We start from the raw sequence: 14,359 nt of genomic DNA, 5'->3' as shown, positions 1-14,359 counted from the left end.
ATCCTTCTTGCGCCTGACGCATGGCGCATAAGACTTTACGCAAAACCACTTGCGTTTTTGCGCTGCACCGTCATATTGTGCACTGCGAAGGGGCGATCACCTCAAGCCTTCGTTGCCCTCCTTGGGCGTTTCCTCCCTAGACTTGGGCCGCCACGCAAGTGTGCGGCCCTTTTTTCTGGGTTGCGGCCGCAAGCAATCCGGTCGCCGGGGATTTTTGTCTCGCTTCGGCCTGTTCCGAAAACCACACCCCGCTTTCGTAGCCGATGCTCTATTCAGCCGCCTCGCGCCATTCGTCGAGCCAGCCGCTCCAGCGCGCGAAGCAATCCGCCATCGCCGCGGTCACGCCCCGCTCCAGCTCCGTAAAGCCGGCATGCGGCTCCAGCGTCGCCTCGTTCATGTAGAGCGCGCGGTTGACCTCGATCTGCAGCGCATGCACGCCCGAGGTCGGCGCGCCGTAATGCTCGGTGATGAAGCCCCCGGCATAAGGCCGGTTACGCGTGACGCTCAGGCCCAGCCGCCGGAAGGCCTCCTCGGCGATGTCGACGATATAGCCCGAGGCGCTGGTGCCGAAGCGATCGCCCAGGATGACGTCGGCCTTGGCGAGCCCGTCGCGGTCGAGCCCACTCGACGGCATCGAATGGGCATCGACCAGGATGCAGGTGCCGAAGGCGCCATGCGTGCGCTGGATGAGGCTGCGCAAGCCGGCGTGATAGGGCCGGTAGAGCGCATCGATCCGCGCCAGCCCCTCCTCGACCGGGATGCGGCCGAAATAGATCTCATGCGCATCGCCGACGATTCGCGGAATTGTGCCGAGCCCGCCCGCGACCCGCATCGAGCGCGTATTGGCGAAGGCAGGCAGGCGGCCGTCGAACATGCGCGGATCGAGCTCATAGGGCTCGCGATTGACGTCAAGAAAGGCGCGCGGGAACTCGGCGACCAGGAGCGGGGCCCCAAGCGCCACCGCCTGGGCGAAGAGCAGGTCAATATAGGCGTCCTCGGAGCGGCGCAGGCTGCGCAGCGGCAATCGCGCCCGCTCGACGAAGGCCTTGGGATAGCGCCGCCCGGCATGGGGCACGTCGACCACCACGGGCACGACCTGCAGCGCCGGCTGATGCAGCGTGAAGGGCCGCTCGATCTCGGCGACGACATCCTCGGGATCGGCTTTGAAGAAGGCGGTTGGAGCGCTCATGTCGCCGAACTGAAGCACACAAAACGGCGCTGTAGAAGCATTACCCGCGCGGCTGTTTAACCAAGACCGGATTCACGCGTTGTTTACCATGCGCATGCCTTATAGAAGGACATGGTTCCAAGCCTGCAGCCGGCCGGCTAACCCGGCTGCTCGCCGGCCCGGGATATGGCGCAGGCGCCAGACAATACGACCGGATGGAAACCGCCGCGCCCGGCGGCCTTCATCCTGAGACAGGCCTTTCGGGACGGACATAGCAGGCCCATGACGAAGATACTTCTCGCTGAAGACGACAACGACATGCGCCGCTTCCTGGTCAAGGCCTTGCAGAATGCGGGCTACGACGTGGCCTCGTTCGACAATGGCCTCTCGGCCTATAACCGCCTGCGCGAAGAGCCCTTCGAGCTGCTCCTGACCGACATCGTGATGCCGGAGATGGACGGCATCGAATTGGCGCGGCGCGCCACCGAGCTCGATCCCGACATCAAGGTGATGTTCATCACCGGCTTTGCGGCAGTCGCCCTGAACCCCGATTCGCAGACGCCCAAGGATGCCAAGGTGCTGTCCAAGCCCTTCCATCTGCGCGAGCTCGTCAGCGAGGTCGAAAAGCTTCTGGCGGCTTGACGTTTTTGCAGCTCAAGCGGCTTGCAAGGCGCCGCATGAGCCGCTATAGCCGCACACCTCGCAACATGGTCAGCCGGCAACGGTGACACCCTGTTCCGGCGGCCGCGACGATATCCCGACGCGGCAGACGGGCGCGTAGCTCAGCGGGAGAGCACTACGTTGACATCGTAGGGGTCACAGGTTCGATCCCTGTCGCGCCCACCATTTTCCTCCTTGTTACGCAAGGACTTGCGGCCACCCTCCGGGGTGGCCGTTTTGCTTTGGGAATGAAACGACGCCGAAAGGCCCCGGCCGACGCCATTACCGTGCCCAAGTCGATGCCTGAGTCGCCGGCGAGTTCACCGCGACCATGCCCATGCCGTCGGCCGATTTTCGCATTCCGGGCGTGCTGAACCCGAAAGACGTCTTCGTCGCCAACGCGATCCAGGCTCGCGCATTTGAGATACGACACGCCGACGGCCGACTCGCCGTCGGCACGATTGGGGCCAAGCTTGGCGGATCGTGATTCCGCTGATGTCGGACGGGTCGAGATCGATTGGCGGTCTGGTGCCAGCGACCACCGCCCGCGCGATCATGGCCGGGGCCAGGGCAGGGTTGGTCGAACAAGCGGTCTGCGCCGGCACATGGGCTGCCGCCATGCGATCCGTTGAAATTACAGTAAAAGATGACGGCCTTCGGAACAGCGGGCCCTCAACCGCATTCAGGCAAACCGCGCCATCGCAGCAAGAAGACTGGAGCTATTGCGTCAGGTTTTAGGGCCAATTTTCACATCGCCAACCGGCAAATCGCTTCTATCCGTCCGGCGCAACACAGAATTGTACATTGACTGATAGCTCTGGGCGACATGGCGCCATGAATAGACCGAAAGCTCCGCCTTGGTGCTCGCCAGCGCTGCATTGCCATTCGATAGCGTATTGAACGCATCGGCGATCGTCTCAGCTGCCTCAACCGGGTCGGCGAAATTTGCGAGGCGGATAACCGGATGCTTTTTGGCCAGGGCCGTGAACGCCGCATTCGGTTGAACGATTGGCATCAGTCCGGCGCTCATCGCCTCTATCACTACCAAGCCGAAGCCCTCGAACTCCGAGGCCGAGATGAATAACGACGCTTGGCTCATCAGAACGCGCACGGCTGCATCTTCAAGTTCGAAATGCAGATCGATGTGGTCTGCCAGCCCGGCTTGAGTGACCGCGTCGCTGAGCTCGGACTCAGACCAGTCGGACGCCACGCCGATCATATCGAGATGCCAGTCATCTCCCGAGCGCAGCAGTTCGGCCATCGTCGCGATGAGGTGATCGGGACGCTTGTTCTTGGAGAAGCGCCCGATACTGACGATCCGTCGCACCGGGACAGGACTGGACGCATCGGCAAATTTGTCGAGGTCCACGCCGTTCTCGATCAGATGGACGTTTCCGGCTGCAACGCTTTCAAACATCCGGGCGTCGTTGGCGCTGCAAGCTGCGATCGCGCGATAGGCGCGCGATGATAGCCGTGTCGGGCCGTTGAACCAGATTTTCTTAAGGGCGGAGAAGTCAGCGGTATGAAAGAAGCCGCCATGGGTCGTCGCGACCAAGGGCTTTCGATGGAGCAGCCAGCCGATCGCCAAGGCGTCAAAGAAGAAGTCGACGGCATGGACATGAACGACCTCGGCATCTCCCAGACAGGCAAAGATCGATGGCGCCAGCGGATAGCGCGACGAGCCGAAATACGGGATGCGTCGGATGGGGATGCCGTTGATCACCTCTTCGCGCGGTAACAGGACGTCTGGCCGGGCGAACAGCCGATCGAGCGTCACGACCGAGGGAGCCAACCCCACGCGCAATTGCTCTTTGCAGAGATTGGCGACGACGTCTTCCAGCCCGCCGCGATTGGGCAGGAACTGACGCACCACATGGACGATGCGCGTTCCCTCGCACATCGTCGATGCCGCCGACTGCTGCGGCTGCAGGGTCATGGCCGCCTTTCCCGCTCACACATGGCGTTTCGGGGCCCACTGCTTTTCAAGTGTTCGATCAGCGCCTTCATCTGTGGGCGCTCTCCCGCCGCCGTCGGCTCAAGGTTGAAGACATAGTCGGGCGGCCACCACGGCCCGGCCCCCCACGCAGTCCAGCCGACCCATTGCTCAGGACGCGAATCGATCCGCGCGATCATCTGCTTGAAGGCCACGACGCATTCGGGCCGATCAGAGGCCGCGAATTCACCCAGAAAACCTTGCCGGCCATGGGCCTTCAGCCAGGCGCCGACGTCGTCGATGGCCTTGAGAGCGCCTTGCGCCGCCGAGCATTCCGGCTGGCGGCCGGAATAGTCGGCGTCGAGATATTGGTGGAAATCATAGGCGAACCGCTTCAGCGGATCTTCGATCGCCAGCAGGTCGCGGCTGTTGTTGCCGACCGGCAGATCCGACGTCCAGCTATGCGCACCGCCATAGGCGGTTCCGGTGACCAGAAGCATCTGCTTCGCCCCGGCTTTGCGGATCGCGGCGATGGCGACGTTCTGGGTTTTCGCCCATTCGGCGCTATGAATGTCGTAGGGCTCGTTCATGATCGAGAACACCACGTTCGTCCGGTCGCGATAATGCGTTGCCAACCGCCGCCAGACATCGCCCAGCGCGGCAGCCGGCAAGGTCGGGGAGCCAAGTCTTTTGCCGGCGTAATAGCCGAAATTGTGCAGGTCAAGGATCGCGACCAGACCCGCGGCCTTGGCCGTATCGATGCTTTGGTCGAGGCGGGCGAGTTCGGCCGCATCAAGTTCACCGTCGAGTTTGGGCTGGATGCGCTCCCAGCGGAACGGCAGCCGGAAGGAGGTCATACCCAGTCCGGCGAGCCGGCGGATCGCCGCCTCGGCGGGGTAGGTGTAATCGGTGTTCGGCCGCCCCGGCACCGCGCCGAATTCGGCGCCGGAGAGATTGACGCCACGCAGGCACGTCTCCGCGCCTGGCGCAGGCATTGCGGCGCCCAGCAGGCCGGCGGCCGCTAGCAGCAGGCCGACGCCCCACCGTCTCGTCGAGACATTCATGGCTTGACCGTCTCCAGCAGCTTGGCCCGCAGCCGAAGCGCGGCACCGAGATGGGTGAAGTTGTGGTCGGCGTCGGGAATGGTTGCGAATGACACGTTGCGATAGGCCGAGAGCCCCTCGCCGGTCTTGCCGAAATAGGTGTTGAACTCGGCCATGCCGACATCCCCTTCGGCATAGATCAAGGCCACATCGACTTGGCGGGCCGCCAGCACGCCGAAGCGCTGTTGGCATTCGCGGCGCAGCCGGCCGTGCTTGGTCAAGCGGCCCAGCACAGGCGCGAGCCGGATCGAGACCTGCTTCAGGAGCCGGAACAGGAGATAGCGCCCGGCCGGCCCGATGCGAAGCTGCCCCGTGAGCAGCCGGCGCAGCCCGCCGTTCCGCTTCAGCGTCGCGCCGAAGTCGCCGACGCTCCGATGGGCGTACCGGATCGCATCTTCGACGCTTTCGTCAGGGTCCCAGACGAAGCGCTCGTTGTTGACCATCACGAGCTGCCGGACCCGCCGATCCGCGACCGCGGCATTGAAGGCGGCATAGGCCCCACTGCAGCGCCCAATCAGGATCGGATCCTGGTAGCCGCGCGTATCCATGACGTCGAGGGCGAGCCGGACATCGGCGACCTGTTCTTCGGAATAGAGCACTTCCTCGGGACCGTTTTCATCGGGCAGGCTGTCGCCGATGCCGCTGGTATCGAAGCGCAGCGACGCGATGCCTCGTGCCGCGAACGCACGAGCCTGCGCGACGGTGACGCGAGCCCAGCCGATATGGTAGTCGCGTCCGGCATTGACGAACACGATCGACGAGCGGGAAGAGCGGCCTTCGGGCTCGCACACCACGCCGAAAAGAGATCCGTTCGGACCGAACCGGACGGGGCTCTCGATGAAGCCCGGCCCGAACAGCTTCGCGACCCGCCCCTCATTAGGCTTGGCCGTAGCGAGTGCGTGAACGGTCTGTTCCGGCGCGCATGCGCGCTGCGCGACCCAAGCGACGATGGCCGCGATCGTCGGCAAAGGCGGCCTGGCACCGGTCGGATCGGTCGTCAGCATCTCGTAGCCCTGATAGGGCAAGGCCGTCACCGCGGTGCCGCGTGCGGCCAGATGTGTTGCGAGTGCCGCATCGCCCGCATGGCCAGAACGGGACAAAAGCAGCACCTCGTCACAGGGACGGCTGTCGGTGTCGAGCAAGTTCAGCCTTCCGATGGCGGCGAGGCGCGACGGCGGCAACCGAAGGCCCGCCACGGCACAGCCCGTATCATCGTCGGGATCCATGCCGATCCCGATGCGGTCGGCAACGATGCGCGTCCAGACCGATAATTCGCGCAAATAGCGCTTGCCGTTGACGACCGGCGCCATGACCACGCAGCCGGAGACCGGAGCCAACGCGCCAGCCAGACGCAGGGCGAGCGTTCCGCCAAGGCCCTGTCCCAGCAGGATCAAGCGCGAGCAGCCGCTGGCCTGCCTCAGCAGACCGGCGGCAGCGCACACGGTCTCATCCCAGTCGTCGAGGCCGGACGGGTCGACGACATCGAGCGCATCACCGACACCGGGATAGTCGAAGCGCAGGCAGGCTATGCCGGCCAGGGACAGCGCTTCAGCCAGTGTCCGCCACGTGCTGCGCAGGCAAAGCTCCTCGTAGCCGACCGGAGCCAGCATCAGAACGGCCACCGACGCGGCGCCTGGGTAAAGCATGCCCATCGTGCCCGAGAAGGCGACGGGCGTGCCCTGAGATGCGGGCGTTCCCTGAGATGATGGAGCGGCCATCGGAGACGACACCGGCGCGATCGGAAGCTCGGACGCCGCATCCTGCCGTCGTGCCATGACCGGTGTCCGTTCGGCCGCCGCCGCGCCCATATCCCTGCTCCGCCTCGACGTATTCAATGCACAACCGTTTTTGCTGCGGTGTCGGCGCGACCACCGTCGGGCTCGGGCCGCAGTGGCTCTGGCTTCTTCGACCCCGTGAAGATAAAGGGTCTGAAAAACGCCGTTGCCATATTGTCGATCGCATATTTGCGCTTGATCCAGTGCCAGGCGGCCAGATTGGACGCCAGCGTCATGAAAAGCCCGGCGATCGCGATGCCCATCAGCCCACCAATCTGGGCCAGGCCGTACAGCAGTCCCAGATAGAAAACGAAGATCACCGCCCGCGCGATCAGGAAGAAGCGCTCGCCGCCGCCGATCATCAACAGCCAGGAACCGGGCCCGAAAAAGGCCTGCGAAACCGACAGCACGCACAGGACCGTCAGGACATCGGCATGCTGGGCGAAATCCGCATTGAAGATCGAGAGGACAAACGGCGCGATCATCACCAGGGCGAAGGCGCCCAGAAGCGAGATGCAGAAGCTGGCGAAGGACAGCTGCCCGATCAAGATCTGGGCGCCAGCATTGTCGGATTTCTGGAAGCGGGCGGCGATCATGGGGATGCCGACGGTGTCGATCGCCGCGACAGGCAAGGTCAGAAGCATCGCTATCCGCAGGGCCACGAAGTAGAAGCCGGCCTTGTCCAGCCCCAACACCGCGCCGATCAGGATCGTTTCCAGATAGGCCGATGATGAGTTCAGGATCCCATTGGCGATGAAATACAGGCTCTCCTTGCGCCAGATCCCACGGGTCTCGCGCGATACGTCATCGTGGCGTGCCAGCCAGCCCCAGCCTTCGCCGCGCGTGAAGGCGACGACTTGATACAAAGTCGTGGCCCCCAGCAACACCGTGACGATGCCCATGACTACCTCGCCATCGGCGCTATAGCCGATGAGCCCCGCAGCGGCGATGCACAGGATCGAGGCTCCGCGCCAGACGATCTCACGGGGCACCAGCGATAGGTTGATCCGCCCGTGAATGCGGAAATAGTTCTGCAGATACTCACTGACCGCGAAGACCGCTGCAAAGGCCAGGGCCACCCAGAGATGCCGATACGGTTCCGGAAACGCATCCGCGAAGATGAAGAACACGGTGGCTGCAACCACCAGTAGCCCGCAGCCAAGCGCGAGCCAGCGCGCATTGACGCCGACCAGCGCCTGGTTCAGTCGATGGCTGGACCCTTCATGGTGCTGGTAGCGCTTCACCACAAGAATCTGCTGTCCCAGAACCGCGATCAGGCCCAGCGCACTGCCGATCGAAAACAGGAAGACATAGAGGCCGTATTCCTGCGTGGACAGGAAATGACTCGCCGTCAGCAGGACAAGGAAGCTCAGCAAGGTGCTGCTGAATCGCGACGAGAAGGCGGACACGAACCGCCTGGCCTCCGTCCGCTTGGACAATCTCCACAGGGCCTTCACGGGCTTGCGTCCTGAATCACCGGCACGCGTCCCGGCTGCGCACCGCGCAGCAACTCGGCGAAGACGGCCTCATAGGACGAAGCGATGCGTTCGGGCGCGTAGCGCCGCGCCGCTGCGAGGGCTCCCTGGGAAAGCGTGGCGATACGCTCCGGGTTCTGCACGAGTTCAGTGATGTGCTGCGCCAATGCGCCATCGTCCCCAGGCGCGTACAGGGCGCCGTTGATGCCGGGCTCGATCGTTTCGGGAATGCCGCCCGACCGTGCTCCTATGACGGGAACGCCGTGGACGAAGGCCTCGATCACGACGCGTCCGAAGGGTTCCCGGAAGACAGAGGGCACCACGAGTACGTCGATCTGGGGAAAGAACGCGTCGGGCTGCACCCAACCGAGGAAGCGCGTGTTCTCCTCTGGAAAATGTTCGGGCAGTGCGGCCGCATAGTTGCCCTGCCCGGTTCCGGCGATCAGGAACTCGACCGCCTGTCCTTTCAGGCGATGGGCGGCCGCAGCCAGCGTATCGAGACCCTTGATCGGATCATGGACGCCGATGAAGCCCAGTCGCAGCGGCCTGCCTTCGCCGGGCGCCAGGCGCGGCGAGGGTACATCGCGCGGCGCGATCGCGCCGGGAATGCAATGTGAGGTCGCATGAGGAAAGTATCCCTCGCTGAGATGGCGCGCGGTGATGAAATCGGTCTCGCCCACCACGGCATCGACGAAGCGCGACATCAGCTTCTTGCCATAGGAGGTCGCCCGGCAGGAGCCGCAGGCGCGGGCGCAATTGTCGCCGTTGCGCCACATGCTGCCCTTCCAGCACAGGAGGAAGGTGCTTCGCAGAATGTGGCAGACGGGCACACCCAGGCTTTTGGCGGCAGCCCAAGTCGCCACATTGATGTTTTCGATGGAGTCCGTGAGGACGATATCGGGCTGGACACGCCTGATCTCGCGGCGCATCGCGAAGAAGGCGCGAGGGTTGAAATTTTCCAGCGCGTGCCAGACGAGCTTTTTCCACGCAGGGCGCGGCAGGCGATAATTCCAGTCGATATTGAGCGAACGAAGCCGGTGGACCGGCACGCCGTCGAAAATCTCGTGCTTGTCCTCGCCGGCGACATTGACCACCTCGACGTCGTGGCCTGCCGCTCGCAGCAGCTTCGCCACGATCATCGCCGAGATCGGTCCGCCGCCGTCGATGAAGGGAGGGAACGCCGCGCAGGCCATCAGAATCCGCATGCCGCTCGGTTTTTCCGGGACGCCACCCCCGTTTTCCCGACCGACATGCAAGGCCGATAGCCCCGCTCGATCCTTGCCACGAGATGCGTTCATGATGCCTTAAATGGCCGCGACATCGCCGCGCGGGATCCGGCGCAGCGTCTGGACCGGGGTCTGAAGCGGGTCGGCAATGCTGCGGCTCCACCCAGGACGCGTCTCCAGGGACGGCGGCGTTGGTCGTTGTAAGATCGGGTCGATTTCTCTAAATATCTATTTATCACCAAGGTCGATAACAAGAAACATCGAAACCATTTCCGTATCAATCGTGGTTAAATCCGATTTTAGACAAATCTCTACAGATCATCAGAATTTTATCGACCTGTTTAGGAAGATCTTAACCACAGATAGCCAGCATGCCCGTTGGATTCCAGCGCCTTCGGTCGCCTGCCCTTCGGGCCAGCAGCGCCGGCCGGGGCGCGTTTAGGCCGCGTTTCAGGAGGCTTCAGGTGGTTACTGCGTTGGAGGTCGGCGGACGACACGACGCGCCGACGCCGACCTCGGCATTCGGCGTGCCGGAGCTGCTGAACCTGCTGAAGCGCAGGCGCCTCATGGTCGCCGCCAGCGCGTGCGTGACGCTGCTGCTCGCTCTCGCCTATCTCGTCGCCCAGACACCGGTCTATCGCGCGACGGCCGAATTGTTGGTCGATCCGCAGGCCCTGCAGATCGTCGGCAAGGATATCGTACGTTCGGACAGCTCGGCTTCGATCGACTTCGCCAATGTCGATAGCCAGTCTCTGGTGATGACATCGTCAGGCGTGCTGCGCCAGATGATCAGCGATCTCGACCTTGAACAGGACAGCGCCTTCGCGCCCCAACCCGGGTTTCTCGCACGCCATTTCGGCAAACTCTTGATGCCGACCCCGCAACAGCGCTCTGCCCAAACGATGGACGCGCTGCGCCGTGCCATCGTCATCCAGCGGGTCGAGAACTCGCTGGTCTTCCGCATCATCGTGTCGCATCCCGACGCGACGAAAGCGGCCGATATCGCGAACGCGCTGGCCAGGGCTTATTTTCGCCAGGGCAATGACGGGCGCCGTGGTGCGGTCGAGCGCGCCAACGAGTCTCTGATCAGTCAGATTGCCGGTCTGCGGACACAGCTCAATGATGCCGAAGCGGCCGTTCAGGCCTTCCGGATCAAGAACAATCTCGTCAGCACCGGCGAGACCGGGCTCGTGGTGACGCAGCAGTTGCGCGATCTCTATACCCAGATCAGCCAGGCCAGCGCAGAACTTGCCCGCCAGGCGGCGCGGCGCGACGGCATTGCCAACCTGCGGGACAATGGGCTGCTGTCCGAGACCATTCCCGAAGCCCTGACCTCGACCAGCGTCGCGTCGCTACGCACGCAATATGCACAGACGGCGCGCGAAGCGGCGAGCCTGGCGCAGACATTGATGCCCCAGCACCCGCGACTGATCGAGATCAGGGCGGAGCTGGCCGAGACGCGCAAGCTGCTCGCCGCGGAGCTGGGACGCGTGCGCTCCTCCGTGCAGCAGGCCTATCGTCAGGCCGAGGCCAACCTTGCCAATCTGCAGAAGCGCGCCAGCGAGTTGACGCGCTCCCAGGAAACCAGCGGCGTGGCCGAAATCCGGCTCCGCCAGCTCGAGAGCGAGGCCGAGGCCATCCGCGCTGTCTACAACGCATCGCTGACCCGCGCCCGCGAACTCGACCAGCAGAAGAAGATCGAGACGAGCAATTCCCGTCTGCTGTCCGAAGCCGTCCCGCCCGCTGTCGCATCCAAGCCGCCGGCGATCATCGTCCTGGCAGCCGCGTTGCTGTTCGGGGCCTGCGCCGGGCTGGGAATCGCCTATCTGCTTGAACTGCTACCCCAACGAACCGCCCGCCTGCTGCCGCAAAGCGCGCTGACCCCCAAACAGGCCGGCGAGATCCTGGGCGTCGCCAGCGTGGCGCGGTTGCCCAAAGAGGTAACCGAGCGGCAGGCTGCGCTCGCACCGACCGCAAAACTGCTCCAGGCGCGGTTCGGGCGACATCTACCGGCCTCCATCCTGATCGCCGGGCCGCTCGACGCAGCGGTGCAGGCCGATATCGCGCAACATCTCGCCCAGGCCCTGGCGGAGATCGGTGAGAGCGTCCTGATCTACCGCGAGAGTGCGGGGCGCAACGACATCAACATGCGGCGCATCGATGCCGGTAGGGGTCAGCCCGGAAGCGGGGCGCGCCGCAGCAACTTCGTGCTCGTCCTGCGTTCCGAGGCGACAGACAACACCCGCGCGATCTCGCCTGATGCGATTGTGCTGGCGGCGGATCTCTCGGGCATGGGGGTGCCCGACATTATCCGCACGGCGTCCAAGGTCGATCCGACCGGCGAGCTCGTCGTGGCGCTCGTGACCCCTGGCGAGACTGAGCGCCTGTTCCGAAGGTGGCCAAGGGCAGCCGCGTGACTTCCGTCCGGGATCATGTCGCAGGCGCAGATGGCTCGCAGCCGCCCTCCCCCCTGACGCTCGCGCTGCTGGTGGGTGCGCTGACCTTCAACACCGCGCTGTGCTTCCTCAACACGAATGTCATGGGCGTCAACGACACCATGGTCATGGGCTCCGAGGTCGTGCTCGTGGCCAGCGCGCTCTATCTCGGCCTCGGCCGGAGCGTGGCGCCCTATATCGTGCTGGCCGTTTTCATGTCCTACGCTGCCATGCTGATGGCGATGCGCCCGGCTCTCGACCCGAAGGCGGTGCGTGATTTTCTGATCCCGATCGCCTTCTACCTGCTCGGGCGGAGCTGCCGAGACCCGCGTCTGGCCGATCGCGCGGCCCTGATCAGCGGGCTGATCGTCGTGGCCTTCGGCCTGTTCGAGTTCCTGGCGCTCGACGTCTACGTCAAATATTTCAACATCATCAAATACTACGTTGCGCGCGGCACGGTCGCACCCTCCGACGTCAAGGCCGATACCGGCGCGCTCTTTGCGTCGGGCATGCGGCCCGATGCGCGCACGCTGCTGCCCTTCCTGGGGCCGCACCGCGCCTCGTCCGTCTTTCTGGAGCCGATCTCGACCGGCAATTTCGGAGCGATCATCTATATCTGGTGCCTGAACCGGAAAGAGATGAACAAGCGCTGGCTGACGATGGCGACCGGCATCGGCGCTATCATTCTCAGCGACTCCCGCTTCGGCGCCAATGTCTGCATCGTCGCGACGATCGCCTGGCTCCTCGCGCCGCGCACACCACGCTTCGTCTGGCTGGCTGCGCCCTTCTTCGTGCTGGCTGGGCTGGCCATATACGGCTTCACCAGCGCGGAGGTGAGCTGGCAGAACAACTTCGCCGGCCGCCTCCTTTGGACGGCACGGCTGGTGACCTCGCTATCGTCTTCGGCTGTCTGGGGGCTTTCGCCGGACAAGCCCTTCCTATCGGATTCCGGCTACGCCTATTCACTCAACCAGATCGGTCTGATCGGCGCGATCGGCTTCTGGAGCCTCTTCATCTTCACGCCTGAACGCTCGCGCCGGGCCTGGCGCTTCAAGGTCTGCGTGGCAACTTATATCTGCCTGCTGATGCTCGTCAGCGATTCCGTCTACTCGATCAAGACCGCGGCGCTGCTGTGGTTCCTGACGGGCACCAGCGATACCGCGCCCGATGCGGCCGAAGCGGAGTTTGCCACTGAGCCTGCGGGCGCGCGCCCAGATTACTTGGCGACCGGAACCGTCTGACCGGGCGGAAGCGCCGCGCGCGAGGCGGGGTCAACCTGCCCCGTATGGATCCGCGCCGTCAGCGAGAACTTGCGACGCAGGCGCAGAATCGGCTTCTCGATGACATGCCAGGAGAAGATCGCCATCGCGCTCGCGGCGGCGATCGACAGCGCGAAGAAGGCCGGCCGGTTGTCGATCCACGGCATGAGCTGGATCATCGCCTGCTGCAGCGGATAGCCGTAGAGATAGATGCCGTAGGAGTAGTCGCCGCGCGCGAGCGGCTTGAAGACGAGCTTCGGCGACAACCCGGCATAGACCACGATATAGGCGAAGATCGGCGCCGTGATGAAGCTGAAGATCGGATTGGCGTTCCAGTCCGGCGTGCCGAAAGCCGCGATCGCGACATAGGCGGCGACGCAGGCCACGGCATATCCGAAACGGTAGGGAATGCGGTCCCGGTACTGGTAGAGCACGATGCCAGCAAGGAAGAGCGGCACCAGCCGAGCCGCGCCGCGCGTCACGAACAGATAGCTGAGCGCATCGTGATAGGGCAGCACGATGCCGAGCTTGCCGCAGAGGAAGATGCCGATCGAGACGCCAAACAGAGCCAGCGTCGCGAGCAGGACGAGCAAGCGCCGCCGGAACACGCCGGTGAACATCGCGCCGACCAGCAGGGCGTAGCAGGCGATTTCATGCGGCACCGTCCAGAGCGAGCCGTTGACGATGCGCGGATTGGGATTGTCGAGAAACACACCCGGCAGTTCGTAGTGGATGTTGCCCAGGATGTTCAGGAAATAGCCCGCGAAGAGCGGGTCCGAGACATAGTGACCGAAGCTGTAGATCGTCAGCAGCGGTCCCAGGACGAGCGCCGACAGGATGATCTCGACGGCCAGCGCAGGCAGGATGCGCAGGCCGCGATTGACGACGAACTGTCCGATCGACAGCCGCTCGGCGCTGCCGGCAACCAGAAATCCACTCAGCGCGAAGAACATCGGCAGCGGTGCGAAGTCGAACGCCCACTGGGTCATCGGAACGTAAGGCGCCACCGGCGCAAGCAAGGCCTCGGGGCTCGCGACCCGCAGCAGGCCGGTGTGGATGTAGAGCACTGCGAGCGCGAGCGCGACGCGCATTGCATCGAAGCCGGGCCCGACACCCTTATGATCCGCAAGACGCGATCCGAACGTCGCCATGCCTTGAGCTCCTTCCCGGCAGCAGATCGTCCGCACCGGAGGCCTGATATAACAGCCAAGCGGCTTCAAGGGCGCTCGGGAACGTCTTCGCCAGGCAGAACTTGAAGATATCGTAAACGAGACATCGCCAATTTAGCGCACGCATGGCGGCGTGATCGCCGTTTACCAAAATGT

11 protein-coding genes and 1 tRNA gene are annotated in these 14,359 nt (G+C 64.0%); 5 read left to right on the top strand and 7 right to left on the bottom strand.

Features of this window, described 5'->3' with window-relative positions:
* Window positions 1–268 precede the first annotated feature (268 nt).
* Window positions 269–1,189 (bottom strand): N-formylglutamate amidohydrolase, encoded by a 921-nt coding sequence (locus tag BMZ97_RS22970; protein WP_092175153.1) that lies wholly within the window; start codon window positions 1,187–1,189, stop codon window positions 269–271.
* A gap of 261 nt (window positions 1,190–1,450) precedes the next feature.
* Here BMZ97_RS22970 and BMZ97_RS22965 point away from each other — a divergent pair, with 261 nt between their 5' ends.
* The 3 genes from BMZ97_RS22965 (at window position 1,451) to BMZ97_RS31360 (ending at window position 2,315) form a co-directional block, all read left to right on the top strand.
* Window positions 1,451–1,810: a cell cycle two-component system response regulator CpdR gene (locus BMZ97_RS22965; RefSeq protein ID WP_054143348.1), complete on the top strand. Its 360-nt coding sequence runs from the start codon at window positions 1,451–1,453 to the stop codon at window positions 1,808–1,810.
* Window positions 1,811–1,939: 129 nt separating this feature from the next.
* Window positions 1,940–2,014 (top strand) — tRNA-Val (locus BMZ97_RS22960).
* A gap of 151 nt (window positions 2,015–2,165) precedes the next feature.
* Window positions 2,166–2,315 carry a hypothetical protein gene (locus BMZ97_RS31360; protein ID WP_175525686.1) on the top strand — a complete coding sequence of 50 codons (150 nt, stop codon included), beginning with the start codon at window positions 2,166–2,168 and terminating at the stop codon, window positions 2,313–2,315.
* Window positions 2,316–2,555: 240 nt separating this feature from the next.
* Here the strand turns inward: BMZ97_RS31360 and BMZ97_RS22955 are convergent, their stop codons facing one another.
* The 5 genes from BMZ97_RS22955 to BMZ97_RS22940 all read right to left on the bottom strand — a co-directional run bounded on the left by BMZ97_RS22955 (window position 2,556) and on the right by BMZ97_RS22940 (window position 9,319).
* Complete coding sequence (locus tag BMZ97_RS22955) at window positions 2,556–3,764, bottom strand: glycosyltransferase family 4 protein (protein ID WP_092175150.1); 1,209 nt, start codon at window positions 3,762–3,764, stop codon at window positions 2,556–2,558.
* Entirely contained in the window at window positions 3,761–4,690 is a 930-nt protein-coding gene (locus BMZ97_RS22950; RefSeq protein WP_175525685.1) for a glycoside hydrolase family 5 protein, read from the bottom strand. The genes BMZ97_RS22955 and BMZ97_RS22950 overlap by 4 nt, the downstream gene beginning before the upstream one ends.
* A 131-nt stretch (window positions 4,691–4,821) precedes the next feature.
* A complete protein-coding gene (locus BMZ97_RS30845) occupies window positions 4,822–6,639 on the bottom strand; it encodes an alpha/beta fold hydrolase (protein ID WP_175525684.1) in 1,818 nt (605 codons plus the stop codon).
* A gap of 56 nt (window positions 6,640–6,695) precedes the next feature.
* A complete protein-coding gene (locus tag BMZ97_RS22945; protein WP_092175144.1) occupies window positions 6,696–8,096 on the bottom strand; it encodes a lipopolysaccharide biosynthesis protein in 1,401 nt (466 codons plus the stop codon).
* Complete coding sequence (locus BMZ97_RS22940; RefSeq protein WP_092175142.1) at window positions 8,093–9,319, bottom strand: glycosyltransferase; 1,227 nt, start codon at window positions 9,317–9,319, stop codon at window positions 8,093–8,095. The genes BMZ97_RS22945 and BMZ97_RS22940 overlap by 4 nt, the downstream gene beginning before the upstream one ends.
* A 485-nt stretch (window positions 9,320–9,804) precedes the next feature.
* Here BMZ97_RS22940 and BMZ97_RS22935 point away from each other — a divergent pair, with 485 nt between their 5' ends.
* Window positions 9,805–11,757, top strand: a complete 1,953-nt coding sequence (locus BMZ97_RS22935) for a GumC family protein (RefSeq protein ID WP_175525683.1) — start codon at window positions 9,805–9,807, stop codon at window positions 11,755–11,757.
* On the top strand, window positions 11,754–13,016 hold the full coding sequence (locus BMZ97_RS22930; protein ID WP_139221292.1) for a UDP-phosphate alpha N-acetylglucosaminyltransferase: 1,263 nt from the start codon (window positions 11,754–11,756) through the stop codon (window positions 13,014–13,016). The genes BMZ97_RS22935 and BMZ97_RS22930 overlap by 4 nt, the downstream gene beginning before the upstream one ends.
* On the opposite strand, the gene BMZ97_RS22925 is transcribed toward BMZ97_RS22930, so the two are convergent.
* Window positions 12,992–14,185 carry an acyltransferase family protein gene (locus BMZ97_RS22925; protein ID WP_092175134.1) on the bottom strand — a complete coding sequence of 398 codons (1,194 nt, stop codon included), beginning with the start codon at window positions 14,183–14,185 and terminating at the stop codon, window positions 12,992–12,994. The genes BMZ97_RS22930 and BMZ97_RS22925 overlap by 25 nt on opposite strands.
* Window positions 14,186–14,359 lie beyond the last annotated feature (174 nt).

It is taken from the genome of Allobosea sp. OK403 (assembly GCF_900113835.1).
Taxonomy (GTDB): Bacteria; Pseudomonadota; Alphaproteobacteria; order Rhizobiales; family Beijerinckiaceae; genus Allobosea.
The sequence above is the reverse complement of the archived record's forward strand: the minus strand, read 5'-3'. Positions and strand labels throughout refer to the sequence as shown.

What these genes read in the sequence shown, in the direction of transcription:
- BMZ97_RS31360 (WP_175525686.1), top strand. Translation starts at nt 2,166, where the DNA reads ATGCCGTCGGCCGATTTTCGCATTCCGGGCGTGCTGAACCCGAAAGAC.
- BMZ97_RS22970 (WP_092175153.1), bottom strand. Translation starts at nt 1,189, where the DNA reads ATGAGCGCTCCAACCGCCTTCTTCAAAGCCGATCCCGAGGATGTCGTC.
- BMZ97_RS22955 (WP_092175150.1), bottom strand. Translation starts at nt 3,764, where the DNA reads ATGACCCTGCAGCCGCAGCAGTCGGCGGCATCGACGATGTGCGAGGGA.
- BMZ97_RS22965 (WP_054143348.1), top strand. Translation starts at nt 1,451, where the DNA reads ATGACGAAGATACTTCTCGCTGAAGACGACAACGACATGCGCCGCTTC.
- BMZ97_RS30845 (WP_175525684.1), bottom strand. Translation starts at nt 6,639, where the DNA reads ATGGCACGACGGCAGGATGCGGCGTCCGAGCTTCCGATCGCGCCGGTG.
- BMZ97_RS22925 (WP_092175134.1), bottom strand. Translation starts at nt 14,185, where the DNA reads ATGGCGACGTTCGGATCGCGTCTTGCGGATCATAAGGGTGTCGGGCCC.
- BMZ97_RS22940 (WP_092175142.1), bottom strand. Translation starts at nt 9,319, where the DNA reads ATGCGGATTCTGATGGCCTGCGCGGCGTTCCCTCCCTTCATCGACGGC.